Source organism: Maridesulfovibrio salinus (assembly GCF_055394525.1).
Map to the genome: position 1 here is coordinate 1,567,931 of NZ_AP042461.1, position 21,008 is coordinate 1,588,938.

The window sequence follows — 21,008 nt, forward strand, 5'->3', positions numbered from 1 at the left end:
CGCAAATTTCAGGTCCGTCCTGAAATAAAAGCGTCTAAACAATTATGATAACGGGTTTTTTTACCCATCAATACGCACAGCTTCCCCTTGCCGTGCGCGACCATTATTATTACACTTGATTTGTGTTTTTCACAAATTTATAAAGTCTTGAAATAGTTGCTTAAAAATTATTTATAAACACGGGTGTCAATTTTGACGCAAAAAAATGCTGTAAAAATGAAAAACAAGAAATATTATTCAGTTGCATGTGTCTCTTTTTTACTTTTCGTGACTGTAATTCTTTCCGGTTGCGCGTCCATTAACCCCTTTGCCGATTCAGTAGCCGAGTATGATCTGGACGGTCTCCACGATATGGAACTTATCCTGATGCCCGGAGAGGAAGTTGCCTTCGAAATGCGAAACCCTGGCTCCAGCGGCTATGAGTTTGACGGGGTCACTTTTGATCCTGAGGTTGTCCAGCTGGATAAGTTCCGGATCCTTAAAGATGATTCTGCAATGAGCGGAGATTTCGGCCGCTGGAGGTTTAAGTTTACTACGGTCACTATCGGGGAATCTTCAATAGTCATAAACATCAAGCGTCCCGGAGAGGATTTGCGTGATGCATATAAAATTATAAACCTGAGTGTAACTGAAGACGGACCGCCTTTTTTCGAATGGTAGAAAGGCAATAAGAAAGACCGGGAAACCTCTCACAGCTTCTGTTGCCACCTTCCATCAAGAGAGTGAAACTGCAAGGGAATCCCGGTCTGATCCGGTATCTTCCCGGCTGCCGGACTGCCTTCCGGTCCTTTGGGACCGGAAGACTCCGAGACAGCCAATTGTATACTTAAGGATTCATTATTTCTTCGTATCCTTCGATGAGGTCGGTCACTACTGAAGGATCAGCAAGTGTCGAGGTGTCACCGAGGTTAGAAGTGTCGCCTTCCACGATCTTGCGCAGAATCCGGCGCATGATTTTGCCGCTTCTTGTTTTGGGCAGTCCGGGAGCGAACTGGATGACTTCGGGAGAAGCCAGAGGCCCGATTTCCTTGCGGACATGGGTGCGCAGTTCCTTGATGAGATCATCATCTTCATCAAATTCAGCCTTGAGGGTTACATAAGCGTAGATTGACTGACCTTTAACCTCGTGGGGCATGCCGACAACCGCTGCCTCGGATACTGCCGGATGCGAAACCAGAGCGGATTCGATCTCCGCGGTTCCGAGTCTGTGCCCGGAGACGTTGATTACATCATCCACCCGGCCCATGATCCAGAAGTAGCCGTCTGCATCTCTGCGCGCACCGTCTCCGGATTCGTAAGTTCCGGGGAATCCTGCAAAGTACTGCTGTTTGAAGCGTTCCTGATTCCCCCAGACTCCACGCAACATTCCGGGCCATGGTTTTCTGATGACCAGGAAGCCGCCCTCATTGGGACCGACTTCATCGCCGTGCCGATCCACAATGGCCGCGTCAATACCGGGCAGCGGAAGGGTTGCGGAGCCGGGCTTGAGCGGGGTGGCATAGGGCAGCGGGGAAAGAATGTGTCCGCCTGTCTCGGTCTGCCACCAGGTATCAATGATGGGCAGTTTTTCAGCACCGATATTCTCATGATACCACATCCACGCTTCGGGGTTGATGGGCTCACCAACTGTTCCGAGAATGCGCAAAGAGGAAAGGTCGTATTTCTTGGTCCATTTATCCCCTTCGCGCATGAGTGCACGGATGGCGGTAGGGGCGGTGTAGAAAATGTTTACCCTGAACTTCTCGCAGACCTGCCAGAATCTTGCCGGGTCCGGATAGGTGGGTACTGATTCGAACATGATACTTGTCGCGCCGAGCGCCAAAGGACCGTATACAATGTAGGAATGTCCGGTTACCCAGCCGATGTCCGCGGTACACCAGTGAACATCATCATCCTTGAGATCGAAAACCCACTGGCAGGTGTGCGCGGCATAAGTCATGTATCCGCCGGTGGTGTGGAAAACTCCCTTTGGCTTACCGGTGCTGCCGGAGGTGTAGAGGATGAAAAGCGGATCTTCGGAATCCATCAGCTCGTAGGGGCAGTTGTCGGTAATCTCAGGATCGGACATCAGCTCTTCCCAGAGTCTGTCACGCCCTTCAACCATTTCAATATCGTTTCCGGCTCTGGGGACAACAACACACTGTTCAACCGAGGGGCACTCTTTGAGCGCTTCATCGGTATTGGGTTTGAGAGGGATTGCACGGCCCCCACGCAGAACACCGTCTCCAGTGATATGAACTTTGGCTCCACAGTCATTGATGCGGTCACGCAGGCTGTTTGAGCTGAATCCGGCGAAAATTATGGAGTGGGGCGCGCCGATTCTGGTGCAGGCCAGCATGGCAATAGCCAGTTCGGGAATCATCGGAAGGTAGATGGATACCCGGTCGCCTTTCTGAACACCCATTTTTTTGAGTACATTTGCAAAGCGGCACACTTCCCGGTGAAGCATGTCATAGGTGTATACCTTCACTTCATGGTCTTCCTCTCCCTGCCAGATAAGTGCAGCCTTGTTGCGGCGGCCGTTTTCAATGTGGCGGTCGAGGCAGTTTGCGGATGCGTTAAGCTTGCCGCCTTCAAACCATTTGATCTCGGGCTTGTCGAAATCGTAGTCGAGGACAGTGTCCCATTTTTTATCCCAGGTAAGGAGCTCATCCGCGCGTTCGGCCCAGAATCCTTCCATGTCATTTATGGAGCGGTCATAAATCTCTTTATATTCTTCAAGGCTCTTTACGCACGCGGTAGGTACGTTGGTCGGAGGGTTGAAGATCCTGTTTTCTTTGGAAAGGCTTTGTATTTTTTGTTCTTCAGTCATGTGCTGGCCTCCTGGAAGGTGTTTGATGTGCCTGGATTGTGCAGAAAAAGGTTCCGGCGGCTTGAGGTACGGCAAGGCCGTTTTTCTGACCGGTTGATATGTTTATACCTATTTTTTGTTGGAGGTGCACATCCTTTTCGATAAACGGTGAAAGAAAATCATGGATGGAAACTCAAAACCGTTTGGCGGATACTATCGCCCGTTCATCTATAAAAGTTACCGTTTGCTGTTGTTGCCGTTGCCTGTATAGTTGCGCTATATCCATTAAAGTAATGTTTAAATGAACAGTTAAGGCGAGGCCTGATCTGATTTTCATCCTTCCGCCGGAGATATGCACATCATGAAAGCAGTTGTTGTCAATCTGACAAGATTCGGAGATCTTCTTCAAACCCAGCCCGTTGTTACGGCGTTGAATTCTCAAGGATATGATACAGGGATAATATGTCTTAATAATTTTGCGGGAACCACCCGGCTTATGCGTGATATCCGGGGCACTTTCTCTCTGCCCGGAGCCTCTATACTTGCTTCTCTTGACCGGGACTGGCGAGATGCCCTGCGTACTTATGAAGCTTTTTGTACTGAAGTTGAAAAGGCTTTCCCGCCTGATCTGGTTGTGAATCTGACTCCTTCTGTGTCGGCAAGGCTTCTTGCCTTGCGTCTGGGCAGGGAGTGCGAAGTGCGTGGGTTTGCCATGGACAGTTTCGGGTTCAACGCTGACACCACTCAGTGGGCCGGATTTCTGCAGATGGCATCCGCAAGCCGTGGGGCAAGCCCTTTTAATGTGGTTGATTTATTCAGCCGTGTCGCAGGAATAGATAGGCCGGCAGAATTTCATCTCGCTGACCCTGCCCCGGAGGAGCGTATTAAGGCCCTTAAACTGCTTGAGAATCCTGTAAAAGGAGCTGAGGGATTTATTGGTTTTCAGCCGGGAGCCAGTGAGGATCGGCGCCGATGGCCTGTTGCCCGTTTCCGTGAGCTTGGTGATAAAATCTGGAAAGAACTTAAAAGGGTTCCTGTTCTGCTGGGAACAGAAGATGAGCAGGAACTGGGATTAAGAATTACCGAGGGGGGTGACTTTCCACATCTGAATCTGATGGGGCGTACCGCTCTGCCGGAACTTTCTGCTGTGTTGCGCAGACTTGATCTGCTGGTGACGAATGATACTGGAACTATGCACCTTGCTTCCGGATCAGGAACACCGGTTGCGGCTGTTTTTCTGGCTACGGCCCAACCGTGGGATACCGGGCCAGCGAGCGAAAATTCAGTCTGTTTTGAACCGGACCTTCCTTGTCATCCATGTCCTTTCGGGGTTGAATGTGACAGGGAAAACGAATGCCGGTACCAGATAAGCTCCGAAGCCGTTTTTCAGGAGATACATTCTTTCATAGAAAAAGGAGAGTGGGGCCTTCAGAAGGATTGCGGAGCACGTATTTATCTTACCGGAAGGGATTCAATGGGATTCATGGCCCTGTCCTCGCTTTCCGGGCATGATGAGACTGACAGGTTCAAATGGATCTCACTGCAGCGGGAGGTTTACCGTCGTTTTCTTGACGGGGAAGATCTTTCCGATTTTCAGCCGGGTGATTTCAGCCTGTCCGTTGAATTTATTTCCAGACTTTCCGGTCCGCTTTCGGAATGCCGGAATTTTCTCTTTCTGCTTAGTAAACAGGCTATGCTCCTGCAGGCAGATCCAATGGAAAAGATGAAAATCAAATTTCTGGCCAATTTCCAGAAAATTCAGGATATTCTTTCATCCTGCAGTGAGTTGTCTGTCCTTTCTTCGCTGTGGGAGCTGGAGTCCCGGGGACAGGAGTCCATGGAAAGTCTTTTGCATCAGCTTAAAAGATACACCGGACTTGTCAGCGCATTATCAGCGGCCCTTAAATGATCTTTGGCATGACTTTTGTATGATTAAGTGCGTACCGGACTAGCCGGAAATTTTTACGTACCTAATTTAGGAGGAGAGTCAAATGATCGTTATCGATGGAAACAAGACTGATCTCGATATCAGCAGCTTTGAAAATCTGGAACAAATTTTTGAAAAAGTCATGAGCAGTGGTCAGCTTGATGACCGCATCGTAACCGATGTTCTGGTCAATGATGAGCCTTTCAGCGAAATTTACCCCAACCAGTCTGAAGATATTGAAACTTCCGAGATTGATACTCTTGAGATCAAGAGTTCTTCCGCTGTTGAAATGGCTGGAGCCATCACTCTTGAGCTTTATAAAGTAGTAAATATCATGGCCGGAGGCGGAAAGCAGGTAGCTGAACTTTTCAGGCAGGCCGATGATGCCGAAGCTCTGGAACTCTATCAGGATCTGCTTGATGTAACCCGCGATTTTCTTGGTATGGTGGGCATTCTCCGCGAGCAGTTCTCACTTAAAAAGAATGTTGATTTTGAAAAAGTTGTAGAAGATTTTTCCAGCCTGTTTACTGAAATGACCGAAGTTCAGGAAAACGAGGACTGGATTCTGCTGGCTGATTTGCTTGAATATGAATTTTTGCCTTCCGTTGAAAAATGGAAGACTGTCATCTCCACCATCCGTGAGGATATCAGGGGGGCTGCCAAGAGGTAGATAATTATGGCTGAAACCTTGCATCTTCTTGATCAGGCGCTGGAAATAGGACACGAAGAACTCAATTACCTTATGGCCGGGGAGGTCGATGAAGCCTTTGAGGCGGCAGAAAGGAGGGGGTTCCTTACCAGTCAGGCACTTGAAACCAAAGAAAGTGTCAGTCTGGACCAGATTCTGGACAAGTTGAATAAACTTAAAAGTCTGCAGGGGCATCTGACCAGCGAAGCCAAAAAGCTTCAGGCTACCCTCAAGCAGGATATCAACAGAGTGAAACAGGAAAATACCAGGTTCAAGGGGTACGGCAGGGCCGTTCGCGGCACTCCCCTTTCACAGAGCCGGTATATTCACAAAGTCGGCTGATCAACACGGAAAGGCGGAAAAGACTCTCCTTTTCGTGAGAACGGTACAAATTGCGCACCTGAGCCTTTGGCTTGGGTGCGCTTTTTATCTCCAGATATCTTCTGGTTCGACAATAAGTTCAGCACTTCCGTTACTCTGCTCGACAATGTCAGCACAGAATTTGTCGATGAAGTCAGAAGGCATAAGCAGGGAAAAAAGAATATCCGTTCCAAAGTCCTGTTCTTCGATTTCGGCTGAATAGTCAGGCAGCATTCTCCGCAGCATTCCTTCCTGAGCGTAACATATCTCAACGTTAATGCGGCGCATGGGAACTTTCATTACCACATCAAGTACTTCCAGCCCCTGTTGAACAGCTCCCGAATACGCCCGGACCAATCCTCCTGTCCCAAGCTTTATCCCTCCGAAATAGCGGGTAACAACAACCGCTATATCTCCCAGGCCGCTCCCCTGAAGAACCTGCAACATCGGTTTGCCTGCTGTTCCCTGAGGTTCTCCGTCATCACTCATGCCCATATCGCCTGTCTGCGGAGGTCCTGCGATGAATGCAGAACAGTGATGGCGGGCATCAGGAAATTCCTTTTTAACTGCCTGAATGAAATCTTTAGCTTCATCTTTATCTCTGACTGGGCAGATATCACAAATGAAACGGCTTTTTTTTATGATTTCTTCTGTTCGTACTCTTTCGCGGGGGACCGGGTAAGCTTTGTTGGACATGTTTGTGCTTGATATTCTGGATATTTTTTAAGTGGTAAAATGTATCTATTTTATTAACGCACCTCCAAAAAAAATAGAAGATTTATTCTTGACATCCTAATAGTAATTGTTACTATTTAATCAAGGTTAAAGGAGTAAGGAGCTAAATTAGATAAATAAGGAGACTAAAATGGGTAGCCTCAGAGATTATAAGAATTGGGATATTGATTGGGATATGACCCCTGAAGACGCAGTAACTCTGTATCTGGAGTGGGGGAACCACCCTTGGGATTCAAAGTTTACCCCAGTAACTTCCAAGAGTGACTATACAAATTATTTCACAGTTTATATGTGGGACGATAAGCCAAGAATTATTTTTGTCCGCAGAAACTCGGAAGAAGCCCGAGAACTTTTGAGCATTGAACTGCCCAGGGACATCGCCGAAAGATTCAGGGAATCTGTTGGCGGGCTGAAGGGTAACTATCCGATCAACGACGAAGTAAGAGATTGGATCGAAACACAAATGAACAATTAGCTCCCATCTCCTTATCATCTAACCCTATGGGGAGGCAGACTAGCCCGGTCTGCCTCCCCATTTGTATTTTGTAATCATGTTTACTTTCTGGACAGTAATTCTCACTGTGAGGTATAATGAGCGGCGCTGATTATAAGGTGCCAGGATGTTTAAAATTGCTTCTCAGGAGTTGAAAATGACCGGAAAAGAGAGATATGAATCTATTGTGGAGCAGCTCCCGGCAATGATTTGCGAGTTCTTAGCGGATAGCACGCTGACTTATGTAAACGAGGCCTATTGTTCTTTTTTCAATGCTAAGAGGGAAGAGTTGCTTGGCAGGCGTTTTCTGGATTTCATTCCTGAAGAAAATGTTGAGCATGTCCGCAATCGGTATATGTCGCTTACGGTCGATAATCCGGTGCAGCGGCATGTCCATGAGGTTCTTTGCCAAGGAGAAATCTGCTGGCACGAGTGGACTAACCGTGCCTTTTTTGACGAGAATGGAGTTGCTTATAAATTCCAGGCTGTCGGTATAGACACCACTGATCGCAAGCGTACTGAGAGTCTTTTAAGGGCCCGCCTTAAGCTTCGTGAATACAGTGATTTCCATTCATTTGAAGATATTGCAGTCCGCACTCTCGAAGAGGTTGAACGGTTGACTTCCAGTTCCGCTTCTTTCCTTAAATTGACTGAAATTCCGGAGCGTAACATTTCCATTGAAGGATGGGAGCAGGAAAGCGGTATTCTGGCCAGATATTGCGTGAATGAACTTAATGGAGGGCTTGTTCATGAAGATTTCTGGGCTGAATGTCTGGGAAAGGATTGTTCAATAGTCTGCAACCCGGATGATTCCGGTGCGGTTCAGGGCGATTTTATCCGGAAGATTGCGACACCGATCGTATATAATGGAAGATCATACGCCGTAATGGGGGTTGCGGGTAAGAAGTGCGACTATTCGGATTTTGACCTGGAGGTGCTCAAACAGATGGCCTCCACCGCTGTTGACGCTATCGGCCGTAAAGTAATGGAGATTGCACTGGTTAAAAATAAGGAAAAAGCTGAAGCCGCCAGCCGGGCCAAGTCTGAGTTTCTGGCAAATATGAGTCATGAAATAAGGACTCCGATCAATGGCATAGTAGGAATGCTGCAGTTATTGGAAGGCAGCCTGAAAAGTCCCGAGCAGCTTGAGTTTACCGAATGCGCTTTGCAGTCCAGCAGACGGCTTAACTGTCTCTTGGGGGATATTCTTGATTTAAGCCGTGTTGAAGCGGGAAAAATGACCTTAAGGTCAGAGCCTTTTGATTTGCCAGAGGTGCTGGAAGGCCTGCGTCAGCTGTTTTCAGGAGCTGCACAACAGAAAGGGATCGATCTGAGAAGTTATGTAGATCCTGATCTGCCCCAAGTTCTTGAAGGGGATGAAACCAGACTGCAGCAGATCCTGAGTAATCTGGTTGGCAACGCCATCAAATTTACGGATTCAGGATTTGTATCTGTAGAGGTGGCCCCCGGAGGATCGGGGAAAGATAATATGTGCGAAGTCAGATTTTCTGTAGCCGATAGTGGGGTGGGGATTCCCGAAGATATGGTGGAGAACCTGTTTGAACCTTTCACCCAGCTTGAAAGTAGTTACACAAAAAAATTTCAAGGCGCGGGATTAGGGCTGTCCATATGCAAGCGTCTTGTGGAACTTCATGGCGGGGACATTGTCGTTGAAAGTGAAGAAGGGGTCGGTTCCACTTTTGTTGTAACTCTTCCGTTTGGATTGTCTGATAAGATCAAACTCGACTCATGCCCGGACGAAAATTCCGTGGACCGTAATTTAAGGATTCTTTTTGTGGATGATGACAGGATCACCCAGATGGCGACTTCAGGAATACTCAAGCAGGTCGGATATTCCGTAATGGTCGCTGAACAGGGCGCCCAGGCGCTTGAAATTCTTGAGCAGAATGAACTGGATGTTGTCCTGATGGATATACAGATGCCTGTTATGGATGGAGTCACGGCAATCCATGCGATTCGGAGCGGTGATGCCGGAGAGCGGAACCGCAATATTCCCATCATAGCTATGACCGCCTATTCCATGCTTGGCGATGAGGAAAAATTCATGAAAGCCGGAGCTGATTCTTATATTGCCAAGCCGGTCATGAAAGAACAGCTTGTCAAAGCTCTTAGAAAGGTGTCTGGAGAGGGATAGCCTTTAGAGATCAGTTATTTCCCAAAGCAGTTTGTATGTATCTGGTACTATACTGAATGCTGGTGTTCAGTGTTCTTTTCAATAAGCTGCAACTGTACCGCTCCACAAAAATAATTTTGTTACTTGCCTTCTGAACGAAAATGAGTAGGCTTTTATTCCTTCAACGTTGAACTTCAGTAAAAACAGCTTTGCGAATTTTCTTTTTACAAAGCTGTAATTCCAGACAAAGCAATCTCTGCCGCCAATCCTGTCCGGTCTTTCTACCTGACGGAACGGACAACTGCATGCTTTTGATTGCGGTTTCACAATACCCCATGAAGGAGGCTCTGATGCCTGTACAATTCGCTGATCGTATGGCCACTGTCCATAGGTCCTTTATTCGTGAAATCCTCAAAGTTACAGAGGATCAGTCAATAATTTCTTTTGCGGGCGGTTTACCCAACCCTGAGCTTTTCCCGGTGGCGGATCTTGAAACCGCGGCAGTGAAAGTTATGCAGGAAACCGGACCTCAGTCCATGCAGTATTCCACTACAGAAGGTTTTCAGCCACTGCGCCAGTACATCGCAGACCGCTATAAGCAGAAGAAAGGAATTGATGTGGATGCTGATGAAATCCTCATTACTTCAGGTTCTCAGCAGTGTCTCGATCTTTTGGGAAAAGTCTTCCTCAATTCCGGTGATAATGTAGTGCTTGAACGGCCCGGTTATCTCGGAGCAATACAGTCCTTTTCAATGTTTCAGGCTAATTTTCTTACCGTGGGACTGGAAAATGACGGTCCTGATCTTGATGAGTTGGAAAAGGTTCTCGATAGCAATGAAGCCAGAATGTTTTATGCTGTAACTAATTTCCAGAATCCGTCCGGGCTTACCTACAGTGCTGAAAAACGCAAAGGTGTAGCTGATATTCTGCGTGGAAGGGATATTCTTTTTGTTGAAGACGATCCCTATGGAGAACTTCGTTTCATGGGAGATTTCCATAAGCCTCTTGTCCGTGGATATCTGGAGGATAACGGTGTTCTGCTCGGTTCCTTTTCCAAGGTTGCCGCTCCCGGATTTCGCCTTGGATGGATGGTCTGTCCAGGTGAAATGCGTGATAAGATGATTATCGCCAAGCAGGCTTCGGATCTGCACACCAGCACGTTTGCCCAGAGGGTTATTCACCGCTATGTCACAGATTTTTCCCTTGATGATCATATTGAAAAAATACGTGGTAGATACGGGAGCCAGCGAGAGGTGATGGTAGAGGCTATTGAAAAATATTTTCCCGAAGAAGTCGCGGTTACCCGTCCTGAAGGTGGAATGTTTCTTTGGGTGACTCTGCCGGAAGGTATGTCCTCCATGGATCTTTTTGACGAGGCGATCAAGAACAAGGTCGCGTTTGTGCCGGGCCGTCCATTCTATGTTGACGGAACCGGAGAGAATACTTTCCGCTTGAACTTTTCCAATTCCGATGAAGAGCGAATCAAGGAAGGAATCAAGCGCCTTGGCGAGGGCATAAAAAGTTTTCTCGCAAAGTAGTTTTATTCGGAAGTCCTACAACCGCAGGTAAGACAGTTGGTTGATGATGTGGTGTACATTTCATGTTTCTGGATGTGCATCCGGTTCAGATTTTTGTTTCTCTTTACTTGAGATCAGGGTAACTGGACGTGTTAATATTATTACCTTTTACCTACGGGTTCAATTGCTGGAACTAATAAAGAGGCTCTGCTGATTTCATCAGCAGGGCCTTCGAATATTGTATTATTGTAAAATCCAGTTAAGCTGGTTCAAAACTCGGTTTCCAGACTTTTCCTGTCCTATATGGCAGTGTTCTCAGCTATTCAAAACGCTGATCAGTCTTGATCAGGTCGTAATCCAGCAAGGTCGTATCCGGGCAGATGGCCGCTATCATTTTTACCGGGCTCATGTACATTCCCGACCAGTCGAAACCTAGTTTGATTGTCCGCTCGTTAATCTCCTCGAATCTAATCAAAGTGGGGCGGATGTCCTTTTCCTTCACTTTTTTCTTGGTTGTATGGGAAACGATATAGGTTTCGGACTCGGCAAACTCTCTTAGCCTTTGGAGTTTGTCTTCCCTGTCTTCGTCAGAGCAGGTAAAAGTCAAGGTGAATTCCTCTATCTGCGGATGAGCCTGTTTTTTGGATAGGTTCAAAGGATCGGCCCCGACTACCTTGATGCCGATCGGCATCTGCGGATTGATTCGGTCGATAAGTTCCTGTGCGGATATTTCAGTGCGAAGCATAATGTTCATCCATTCTTTGAGACTTTCCACTCCGACCGGGAGCGCGCGTCCGAAAGACATACGGGGCATGGGATGAAACCCCTGCGAGAAAGTAAGTGGAAGCCCGGCCCTTCTCATGGCCCTTTCAACCACCGGCTGGAAATCCAGTTGAGATAGGTAGGCCGTGGTTCCGGTTTTCGTGTACCAGAGCCGGAAATGACTACCCTTGGCTCCAAGATCCGGTTTTTCTTCCTGAACAAAAGGAGGAATTTCCCCGGTCTGGTCGCGGTCCTTGAAGACCATGCGAGGACGGATTTCCTTCTCTGCAGCCTGCTTCTTTAAAAGGGATTTGCGGCCTTCAAATTCACATACACCGCAGTTACGGCAGGTGTTGTAACGGCAGTCAGGGGTAATCTTTTCGGCTTGGCTGCGGTTACGCTCGGTAAGAAGGAACTTCTTGCTGACCCCGCATGAAAGGTGATCCCACGGTAGGCGTGCTTCAAGATCTCGCTCACCCGTGAATTCCTCGGGATCAAGCCCTTCTTCCTTCATGGCATCGAGATAGGGCTCAAGGTTTAGGTGGTCTTTCCAACTGGAGAAGAGAGCGCCTCTTTCATATGCTTTTTCGACAACCGGACACAGTCTGCGGTCGCCTCTTGAAAAGATCCCTTCGAGAAAAGTCATTCTCGGGATATGTGATTTCAGTTTGATACGTTTCTGTTTATCAAACTTTTCACGCATGTAGTCGAGACGTTCATAAATTTCATCAAGAGAGATCTGTCGTTCCCACTGAAATGGGGTGTGCGGCTTGGGTACGAAAGGCGATACCGCGGCGGTGATATTGAGCTTCTTAATATGTCTGCCTGCAACGTCACGGACTTTGATGCAAAGATCCAGAATTGCATCAAGGTCTTCGTAAGTCTCAGTTGGCAGACCAATCATGAAATAGAGTTTTATGTTCTGCCAGCCGTTGTTATAAAGCATCAGGGCGTGCTCAAGCAGGGCGTCTTCGGTGATTCCTTTATTGATCACATCCCGCATGCGCTGGCTGCCTGCTTCGGGAGCCAGTGTTGCCCCGGTGCGGCGGATTGTGGATATGCGTTCCATGATAGGATTGGAAAGCGATCCCACCCGCAGGGAAGGCAGGGAAATAGAAATCTGTTCTGCCGCGCAGTAATCGAAACTTTTGGCAAAAAGAGTGTCCAGTGCGGAGTAGTCTCCGGTACTGAGCGAGAGAAAGGAAGTCTCTTCGTAGCCGGTCCGGTCCAGACTTTCCATCAGGGTTTCGGTGAGGGTTTCAGGAGTACGTTCCCGGACAGGGCGGTAGATTATTCCGGCCTGGCAGAAGCGGCATCCGCGAGTGCAGCCGCGTGCTATTTCCATGGTCAGGCGGTCGTGAATAGCCTGACCGTAAGGAAGTATCTGGTCCTTGGGAAAAGGTATGGGCTCGAAGTCTTGAACTACAGCTTTTTCCACGAAGAAGTCGCCGGGATTTTTTGGGTCGAAAAATTCGGGAATATATATGCCGGGTAGTTCTGAGAGAGCTTCCAGACGGGCTTTTCTGCCCAGTCCTTTTTCTTTGCAATCTGCTATTACTTCCATGACATCGATGATCGCTTCTTCCCCGTCCCCGAGCATCATCACGTCAAAAAAATCAGCTACTGGTTCGGCATTGAAACATGCTCCCCCGCCGCCAATTACCAGGGGTGAATTATCGTCACGATCTTTGGATTTCAGGGGGATTCCCGACAAGTCAAGCATGTATAGTACGTTAGTATAGCACAGCTCATGCGTAAGACTTATGCCGAGAGCATCGACATCCTTCAAGGGGGTGTCGCTTTCCATTGTGGCCAGCAGCTCCCCGTGATCGCGCATTATTGCAGCGGTCTCCTCGCAGGGAACATAAGCTCTCTCAGCGTAGAAATCTTCACGTTTGTTCACAATTTCATACAGAATTTTCTGTCCGAGATAAGACATTCCGATTTCGTAAAGATCGGGAAAACCTACGGCAATGTGCGCGCGGACCTTATTGGGGTCCTTATGAACCGTACCCCATTCAGAACCAAGATAGCGGGTAGGCCGGGGCAGGAGTGGAAGCAGCTTTTTCAAAAGTTACACCCTGAAATTATTTATTAAATGTTGATGGAAAGCGGTGTCTGGTGCTGTTTTTAAATTGGCCTCCGGCGGTGCAGGATGGGGCTTTCAAGAAAAAAGCCTTGCCCGCCGGAGGGAAATCAATTTTTACAAATGTCAGAAGCCCGTGTTATTTTTTCAGCAGTTCGGAAATATCGGAAACATTGCCGCCACCCATACCGCCGCCGAGACCGCCAAGGCCGCCGGTGGAGAGGGTGAGGTTGCTGGATGCTTCAAGATATTTTGTGGAGACATCTTCGGGACAGTTCTTGTACTTGTATATGATGTGACGGCCTTCGATTTCACCTTCGATTTCGTTATCAAAAGGGTAGCCGAAAGGCAGGATCATCATCTGCACTCCCTGCTGTGAGGGGACGGTCTGCAGCACTGCGGGATCTTTGATCTTATCGTTCTCTTCATCCCACTTGCCGATTACCATGTCGCCGTTGATAAGTTTGAAAAGCTGTACATCAAGAGCCATTTTGAATCTCCTTGGAGTCTTGGTTCAATATAATAAAATAAACCGGAAGAGTTTGAAAAATCTGTTCCGGCTTAAGTAGTCTCATCTGGTCCAACTTCAAAAAGTTAGTTCCTGCTTGGCGGGGTGTCAAGGCTCATGAATCATGTAACTCAGATTGGCGCAAAATAATACTCCTCGCTACCGTAGCGGGGGAGGCAGATCTTGATATAGTTTTGGTCTATATCATTGCAAAAAGCTAACCTGATTGGTGTGGTTATATGTGTTCCGGTGACTTTCCTGTTTCCGAAATCTGTCATTTGACTGGATGGTTTAAATTCTGGTTTGCCTGAGATTTTAAAATTCAAGAACTCCCCGTTATTTTAGCAGGGAGTTCTTGTGCTTTAGCGAAGGGATAAGCCTTTCGCGGGGATAATTGATATCTTGATCTAGTTGCCGGCCGGTTCGGGATCAATACCCGGAGAGCGGTGCGGCTTTCTGAGCATAAAGATTGCTATGGCTCCCATGAGACAGCTCACACCGCAGATGAAGAAAGCCAAAGGAAAGTTGCCCATATCGCCAAGCTGACCTCCAAGCATTGGGCCGCCGAGGCCGCCCACACCGTAGGAAAGAAATATATAGGGATAATTCTGGCCTACGTTTTTAGTACCGAATGTATCAGCGGTTATTGTGGGGAACAGGGCAAAGTTTCCGCCGAAGTTGAAGCCTATGATAGTTGCTCCCAGATACAGCAGAAACTGGTTCCCGGCCATCATGGTGAACAGGAACAGAGTTATACCCTGTATTGATGTCATGAGAAGAATTGATTTTTTTCTGCCCAGTTTGTCGCTGGCAGTTCCCCAGATGATTCTGCCCAATCCGTTGGCAAGGCTGAAGAAAACTGCCATGGCGGTCCCGGCGATAGCACTTGATTCCGCCATTGAGTACCCTGAACCCTGCAGGGCTTCCATCGGGTAAAGTTTCATCAGTCCAATGGACATAAGTCCTGCCGCTGCGCTGAAGGCAAAAGTGGCAAAAATCAGATAAAACTGAGGGGTGCGAAGCACTTCCGCAATACTGAAATTTTCTTCATTGGCTTCTTCCGCGGCCGCGGCATTGGTCTCAGGATGATAACCCTCCGGAACCCATCCTTCAGGCGGAAAGCGCATCCAAATAGCACCTATGGCAATCATCAGGCAGAACAAAAGACCGTAAAGAGAAAAAGTTCCGGAAAGTCCTATGCTGCCGATGAGGTTCCCCCATGCTCCCGCAAGTTTGACCCATGCCATGGCTCCGAAGCCGAATCCGGCAACAGCAAGTCCGGTGATGAATCCTTTTTTGTCAGGAAACCATCTCATACCCACCGCGATCGGGACAACGTATCCGAGTCCTATGCCCGCTCCGCCGATGAGCCCGATGAAAAGACAAAGAGCCGGAAAGCTTGTCCCCCCTACGAGTCCCGCGAGGGCGTATCCCCCACCCAGTACAATTGCACTCATGAAGGAAAGCTTCATGGGCCCCCATTGAGCAAGTTTTTTACCTGCCCAGACCATTGAAACCGCGAAGGTGACCAGCCCGATCGAAAAAACCACCTGGGTCTGGAATTTTGTCCATCCGGCCTGGGTAAGCGAAGGTGTGAATACTGACCACGCATATATTGCTCCCAGGGCAAGCTGCATAAGTACAGCTCCCAGAACTGCAAGCCATCTGTTCATTACTCTTTTCTCACTCATCTCTTCCCCCGATGGTAATAAATTTATGGCTATAAATATTATAGCCTTATTCAGCTTTTTTCCTATTTGTTTTGCAAATCCTTTTTCTGCTCCCGCCCCTGCGGCAGGTTCTACTGCTTTTGTTTTTATAATCGTTCGTGAGTGAGTGCTGCATCTCATTTTCGGTGAACGGGTAAATAAAAAGGCCGGGTCGATAAACGACCCGGCCTGTATACCGTCTGTCTGGTAAATGGTACCGCTCACCAGAGCCTTAATCGATAATCATATCCTTTAAAGATTGACGCCAGGCTTTTGGAGGTACAACGGTTCCGGGGTTAAGGTATCCAACGGCAATGAGCATGGGGATCCAGAAATTATCCGGGATGTTGAATTCCTTACGTACTGCGTCATGGTCGAATCCATCCATAGGATGTGTTTCGAGGCCGTTGGCTGTTGCTGCATACATTATAGACATTGCAAAAAGTCCGGCATTCTTGCAGGCGAAAGCCTGGGAGGCTTCCATGTCTCTGCCGTAAAGGCCCTGAGTTACGCCGCTGAACCATTCCCGCTGGTCTTCGAGCATTTTGCCGGACTTCACAAAGTCCGAGAAAACATTTCCAACAGTGGGGTTGTCTATCTTCCATCCTTCGCGGTCGGCAAGGAGAATAAGCACAACCGGGGCTTCTGTTATTTTAGGCTGATCAAAGGCCAGTTTGCGCAAAGCCGCCTTTTGATCAGGATCACGGAGAACTTTGAGTTTCCATGGCTGCAGGTTGTAGCTGGAAGGTGCGCATGCGGCTTGTTCAATGACATTTTCCAACAATGATTCATCAACATCCTTATTGGGGTCAAAGAAATTTACAGCTCTTCTTTTTTTCAAAATTTCTGGGAAATCCATAGTCTTATCCTCTTGGCTTTGGGTGTTTGATAAAGGTTCCATCTTCATATTCCTGAAAGGCTTTTTCAAGCTCTTCGGCGGTGTGCATTACTATGGGACCCCGCCAGAAAATCGGTTCGTTATGTGGCTTTCCAGTAAGAAGCAGAAAACTCAAGGGAGTACTGTCAGCTGCAACTGCCAGTTCGTCCCCGTCTTCAAAAAGTACAAGAGAGCGGTTCTCGACCGGGGAACCGTTCACCGAGCCCTGCCCGCCTGTAATATAAATGAAAGCGGTATAACCTTCTGGGGTGGAATGGACATATTCAAGTCCGGGGGGGATGGTTATGTCCATGTACTGTGGATCTATTCCGATCCCATGGGCCGGACCTTTGACTCCGTCAATTTCTCCGGCAATGATTTTGATGCTTGTTCCGTCTTTGCGTTCAATAACGGGGATGTCTGATTCCGGTATTTCCCTGTATTCGGGGGCGGTCATTTTGTCTGCGGCTGAGAGATTTGCCCAGAGCTGAAAGCCGTGCATGGAGCCTTCCCGGTCTCCTTTGGGCATTTCCTGGTGCACGATTCCGCTTCCCGCGGTCATCCATTGTACGCTTCCCGCGTGGGTGACGGCTTTGTTTCCAAGGCTGTCGCCATGTTCAACATCTCCCTTCAGAAGGTATGTTATGGTCTCAATTCCACGATGGGGATGCCAGGGAAAGCCTTTGAGGTAGTCTTCGGGATTGTCCGACCGGAAGTCGTCAAGCATAAGAAAGGGATCGAAAAGTGAAGCTTCGAAATATCCGAAAGCTCGGTGCAGCTTGACTCCTGCTCCTTCACTTATTGGTTCTCCGTAGAATATCTGTTTGATCTCTCTTCTCATGAATAATCTCCTGCTACTGTAGTTTGAACTTATAACGGGGCGGGTAATAGGTACTGCCCATGCTATCAGCAAGAGATTTATTTGCAAGCGGGAATGTATTAAAATTTGATCAGAACTGCAGGTGGAAGCCGGAAGGTGTTTAATAAATTGTCTTCATATGCCTGTTTTTATTGTCTTTTTATATGTTAGACCAGTCTATATATTGCTCATTTTCATCACGTATCTGCCCACTCATGGTGAACTGAACGCCGATGCGGTAGGATGTTCCATCAAATTCCTCTATTGAGCGTATTCTTCCGGCATACCAGTACGGCTTGAAAATTTTCTGCCTGAAATTGAACATGAAGATGTTGATCAGTACATCGTCATTAATGTCCATTTTTTTATCCACCAGTTCCTGATGGGCACTTACACCTATTCCCCCATTCGAAATGTTTATAACCTGGTTCTCTTCATGCCCGGAGGAGCGGGGGTCATATGAATTGACGGCCAGAGCGGGAGCGGCATCTGCAAAGGATGTTTCATCGCTTTCCGGTTTACCCCGCCATATCTTGACCCTGATGAACTGCTGGTCCACAACTCTTTTGCGTTTGTGGCGGCGTCTTTTGACCAGTGAAAATTTTTCAGGTTGGCTCAGCACCATCCTACCGCAGCCATCGCTGTTGCAGTCAAGGGTCTGAATTCTGGAGTTGAAGGAGTTGACTTTGGATTTTCCGAAGCGTTCCGGAGGAAAAAGAAGGGTTACTTCCGGCTTGCCGGATATACTCGAAATCCCGAGATCTTCTATGATCTCAAGCTGAAGTCCATTTTCCCTGATTTTAGTGACAACAGCTCTGCCGATAACCTTTTCGTAATTCTCATCAATGGCAAGGTCCATTATGGTCCCGCTTTTTTGAAAAAAAGTGCTGAAATCTTCAGGTTTTTCCAGAGATGTATTCTTTTTTGCGGAAGAAGGACGCAGGATCAGGTAGGCGAAAATCGCGGCCAGAAGGCCGGTACAGCCCGCAGCAGCGAGAATCAGAGGCATTGTTTCCGGCGGAAAGGTTGAGAAATATTTTTGTACCGGAACCATGATTTCGTTTTTTAATAGATTCTGCAGCTGCGAGAGATCGAAATTCTCCATTGTCTATTTTCCTGTAAAAATTGTAAGGTAATGCTGAAAAAAGAATACCATCATCCTTTTTTCTATGTTTGCATGGAGATAATGTCAATGTTGCGTTAAAGCTGGACTATCGATGCCATTATAGATAATCACCTCCACAGCGGGCGGTAATTGTTTTAGTGACAATGACAGTGCCTGAACCGGTGAAAGCCGGATAGATTTTTAAAACCGGAACTTAATACAGGGCTTTTTTGATGCTCGAAAGAACATTTTGCCATCTCAAAGGAATAGGCGCGACCACCGAAGCCAAAATCTGGCAGTCCGGGGTCAATCAGTGGAGTGATGTGATCAAAGGCGGTTCCATTCCTCTTTCCGATGCTAAAATAAGTGAATTGGAAAAAGGATGTGGAGAATCCCTCAAAAAATTGGAAGAATATGATGCCTGCTGGTTTGCGGACCGTCTGCCCGCTTCCGACCAGTGGAGGCTTTATTCTCATTTTCGAGATGAAGTTGCTTATATAGACATTGAAACCACCGGCACAGATGCCCATTGCTGCGATATCACCACAATAGCCCTCTGGAACGGGCGGGAAGTGAAAACTTATGTGCAGGGTAAAAACCTTTATGATTTCGAAGAAGAGATCACGCGTTATCCGCTCATAGTAAGTTTCAACGGCAAATGCTTTGATGTTCCTTTTATTGAGAAATATTTCGGGTTTAAAGTTGAGGCTGCCCATATTGACCTGCGTTTCGTTTTCCGGTCTCTGGGAATAACCGGAGGACTCAAAGGGATCGAACGCTATTTCGGAATGGACCGTGGTGATGCGGAAGGTCTTGACGGTTATTTCGCGGTTCTTCTCTGGAATGAATATGAAATGCATGGTGATGAGCGGGCTCTGGAGACTCTGCTCGCTTATAACGTGCTGGATAGTGTGAATCTCGAAAATCTTATGATTCGCGGATATAATCTGCATATTGAACGTTTTCCCCAGCATGACCTGGTCCCCATTGCCGAAAAGCCCGAGCCGGAAAACCCCTTCAAAGCCCACAGAGAAGTGGTCGATGCTATATTGAGCAAGTATATGGGCGGAGGATCATTCGGTAAATTCTGATTATTTAAGTCCCCATTATTTTTGATAACGGGCATTAATTGCCTGCTAAGGCCGTTTTTTAAGAAAAAACGGCCTTCTTTTTTGTTCTGAATCGTGTGTTTTTATTCTTTTATTACAGTGTTTTGTTGGATTAAGATCTATTTTTAACTTATTTGTGTGCCTGTTCTTTTGAAAAGGGAACAGTCTGTGCATTTGCTGTGAAGTAGGTAAAGCATGCCTTCAAGGATTAATATATTGATGCACGACAAGGAGAAGCACAAATGCAGGAACAGAGCGCAATGGAAGCTGGCAAGGTCTACCATCCTTTCATCTCTCTAGACGATATGGTCATTGATCCGTCCAATTATAATGACCGTCCGCTTATGGACGAAGTGGACTTGCTCAGTGACCCTGACGTCAAAATTACGGACACCATGATTATGGGCTTGGTGCTTAAGTTTTTCTACTGCTATGTCAACAAGGGTGGTTTTCACGAGCCGGTTTCTCTGGAAAATGTGAGCCGTCTTTGTGAAATGTTCAGCCGTCACCGCAGCCTGAATGAGCCGGATGATGACATTGAGCTTATGAACTACCTGCGGCAGTGGTCTTTCTCTCTGCGTATGCTTGCCGATGTGACCAAGACCAGTCACATAATCAGATCAATTATCACCCAGAATATTTCGCCCAAGCTTCTCGAACAGGATGAGTATGTTGGCCTTGATATCGGAACCGGAACCGGAATACTGCTTCTGGCCCAGCACATTCATGCCCGCAGGAACGGATTCGAGAAGATAGTTCTTTATGGAATAGAGTACGACAAAATGGTCGGTTTGCAGAGTTACAAGATTTTTAAGGAGCTTGATATTGCGGAGGTAATTCTAGGAGATGCCCGGGATGCCCGTAATTATGAACCCTTGCTTGATAAGGTCGTAACCTTTGTGTCAAACGAGACGGTGGCGGCTATGCATCAGCCTCTGCGCAGGGAACATTTTGTATCCATATGCAAAACTCTGTTCAGGACTCTCGGTAAAAATATCAGAGATGCAGCTTTTTTTCCTGAAGGGTTGATAGCCTTCTGCAAGGAACTGAATGTTTCGGTTCTGCTGGCCAAGAACACCGCTTTTCAGGGGCCCAAAGAATACCATGATATGAATCTGTTTCCGCAGGGAATCATTATTGAAGGCAATATAGTCCCGCTGCACAAGCTTGGAGAAGAGCTGCTGCCCTATTTAAGTGAATGGGCACAGAGAAGGCTGCCGCGAAGGTGGTAGCGGCTGCAGGACTTTACAGGCTATCATAAATATATCATAGTCCGCGCGCTCCGCATGGGCGCGCGAGCTTGATGAAAAAGTCAAAAACATCTGTCTGGCGAGAGAGTGCCGGATGT

General features: G+C 47.5%; 17 protein-coding genes. 9 read left to right on the top strand and 8 right to left on the bottom strand.

What is annotated here, in order from left to right; all coding sequences use genetic code 11:
- Nucleotides 1-216: 216 nt before the first annotated feature.
- A complete protein-coding gene (locus ACZ5PW_RS06960; protein WP_464559268.1) occupies nt 217-660 on the top strand; it encodes a hypothetical protein in 444 nt (147 codons plus the stop codon).
- 166 nt (nt 661-826) lie between these two features.
- Here the strand turns inward: ACZ5PW_RS06960 and acs are convergent, their stop codons facing one another.
- Nucleotides 827-2,812 carry an acetate--CoA ligase gene (gene acs, locus ACZ5PW_RS06965; RefSeq protein WP_464559270.1) on the bottom strand — a complete coding sequence of 662 codons (1,986 nt, stop codon included), beginning with the start codon at nt 2,810-2,812 and terminating at the stop codon, nt 827-829.
- Nucleotides 2,813-3,152: 340 nt separating this feature from the next.
- Between acs and ACZ5PW_RS06970 the strand changes: the two genes are divergently transcribed.
- From ACZ5PW_RS06970 to ACZ5PW_RS06980, 3 genes are all read left to right on the top strand, one after another.
- Nucleotides 3,153-4,700, top strand: coding sequence for a glycosyltransferase family 9 protein (locus tag ACZ5PW_RS06970; protein WP_464559272.1), 1,548 nt, complete (start codon nt 3,153-3,155; stop codon nt 4,698-4,700).
- Nucleotides 4,701-4,782: 82 nt separating this feature from the next.
- Nucleotides 4,783-5,388 (top strand): DUF8043 domain-containing protein, encoded by a 606-nt coding sequence (locus ACZ5PW_RS06975; protein ID WP_464559274.1) that lies wholly within the window; start codon nt 4,783-4,785, stop codon nt 5,386-5,388.
- A 6-nt stretch (nt 5,389-5,394) separates the two neighbouring features.
- The gene (locus tag ACZ5PW_RS06980) at nt 5,395-5,748 is read left to right on the top strand and encodes a hypothetical protein (protein WP_464559276.1); all 354 of its coding nucleotides are present in this window, start codon (nt 5,395-5,397) and stop codon (nt 5,746-5,748) included.
- An 84-nt stretch (nt 5,749-5,832) separates the two neighbouring features.
- On the opposite strand, the gene ACZ5PW_RS06985 is transcribed toward ACZ5PW_RS06980, so the two are convergent.
- The gene (locus tag ACZ5PW_RS06985; RefSeq protein ID WP_464559278.1) at nt 5,833-6,462 is read right to left on the bottom strand and encodes a YigZ family protein; all 630 of its coding nucleotides are present in this window, start codon (nt 6,460-6,462) and stop codon (nt 5,833-5,835) included.
- Nucleotides 6,463-6,631: 169 nt separating this feature from the next.
- Between ACZ5PW_RS06985 and ACZ5PW_RS06990 the strand changes: the two genes are divergently transcribed.
- From ACZ5PW_RS06990 to ACZ5PW_RS07000, 3 genes are all read left to right on the top strand, one after another.
- The gene (locus ACZ5PW_RS06990; protein ID WP_464559280.1) at nt 6,632-6,976 is read left to right on the top strand and encodes a DVU0772 family protein; all 345 of its coding nucleotides are present in this window, start codon (nt 6,632-6,634) and stop codon (nt 6,974-6,976) included.
- A gap of 175 nt (nt 6,977-7,151) precedes the next feature.
- Nucleotides 7,152-9,149 (top strand): ATP-binding protein, encoded by a 1,998-nt coding sequence (locus ACZ5PW_RS06995; RefSeq protein WP_464559282.1) that lies wholly within the window; start codon nt 7,152-7,154, stop codon nt 9,147-9,149.
- A gap of 329 nt (nt 9,150-9,478) precedes the next feature.
- Nucleotides 9,479-10,666 carry an aminotransferase-like domain-containing protein gene (locus ACZ5PW_RS07000; RefSeq protein ID WP_464559284.1) on the top strand — a complete coding sequence of 396 codons (1,188 nt, stop codon included), beginning with the start codon at nt 9,479-9,481 and terminating at the stop codon, nt 10,664-10,666.
- A gap of 298 nt (nt 10,667-10,964) precedes the next feature.
- Here ACZ5PW_RS07000 and ACZ5PW_RS07005 read toward each other — a convergent pair whose 3' ends face one another.
- From ACZ5PW_RS07005 to ACZ5PW_RS07030, 6 genes are all read right to left on the bottom strand, one after another.
- Complete coding sequence (locus tag ACZ5PW_RS07005) at nt 10,965-13,478, bottom strand: TIGR03960 family B12-binding radical SAM protein (protein ID WP_464559286.1); 2,514 nt, start codon at nt 13,476-13,478, stop codon at nt 10,965-10,967.
- 154 nt (nt 13,479-13,632) lie between these two features.
- Nucleotides 13,633-13,983: a hypothetical protein gene (locus tag ACZ5PW_RS07010; RefSeq protein ID WP_464559288.1), complete on the bottom strand. Its 351-nt coding sequence runs from the start codon at nt 13,981-13,983 to the stop codon at nt 13,633-13,635.
- A 425-nt stretch (nt 13,984-14,408) separates the two neighbouring features.
- Nucleotides 14,409-15,692 (bottom strand): L-lactate MFS transporter, encoded by a 1,284-nt coding sequence (locus ACZ5PW_RS07015; RefSeq protein ID WP_464559290.1) that lies wholly within the window; start codon nt 15,690-15,692, stop codon nt 14,409-14,411.
- 250 nt (nt 15,693-15,942) lie between these two features.
- Nucleotides 15,943-16,569 carry a nitroreductase family protein gene (locus ACZ5PW_RS07020; protein WP_464559292.1) on the bottom strand — a complete coding sequence of 209 codons (627 nt, stop codon included), beginning with the start codon at nt 16,567-16,569 and terminating at the stop codon, nt 15,943-15,945.
- A gap of 4 nt (nt 16,570-16,573) precedes the next feature.
- Nucleotides 16,574-17,428 carry a pirin family protein gene (locus tag ACZ5PW_RS07025; RefSeq protein ID WP_464559294.1) on the bottom strand — a complete coding sequence of 285 codons (855 nt, stop codon included), beginning with the start codon at nt 17,426-17,428 and terminating at the stop codon, nt 16,574-16,576.
- Between the two features lie 178 nt (nt 17,429-17,606).
- A complete protein-coding gene (locus ACZ5PW_RS07030; protein ID WP_464559296.1) occupies nt 17,607-18,551 on the bottom strand; it encodes a PilZ domain-containing protein in 945 nt (314 codons plus the stop codon).
- A 233-nt stretch (nt 18,552-18,784) separates the two neighbouring features.
- Between ACZ5PW_RS07030 and ACZ5PW_RS07035 the strand changes: the two genes are divergently transcribed.
- Together ACZ5PW_RS07035 and ACZ5PW_RS07040 are read left to right on the top strand one after the other, a co-directional pair.
- A complete protein-coding gene (locus ACZ5PW_RS07035) occupies nt 18,785-19,642 on the top strand; it encodes a ribonuclease H-like domain-containing protein (protein WP_464559298.1) in 858 nt (285 codons plus the stop codon).
- Nucleotides 19,643-19,902: 260 nt separating this feature from the next.
- Nucleotides 19,903-20,892: an SAM-dependent methyltransferase gene (locus ACZ5PW_RS07040; RefSeq protein ID WP_464559300.1), complete on the top strand. Its 990-nt coding sequence runs from the start codon at nt 19,903-19,905 to the stop codon at nt 20,890-20,892.
- Nucleotides 20,893-21,008: the final 116 nt, after the last annotated feature.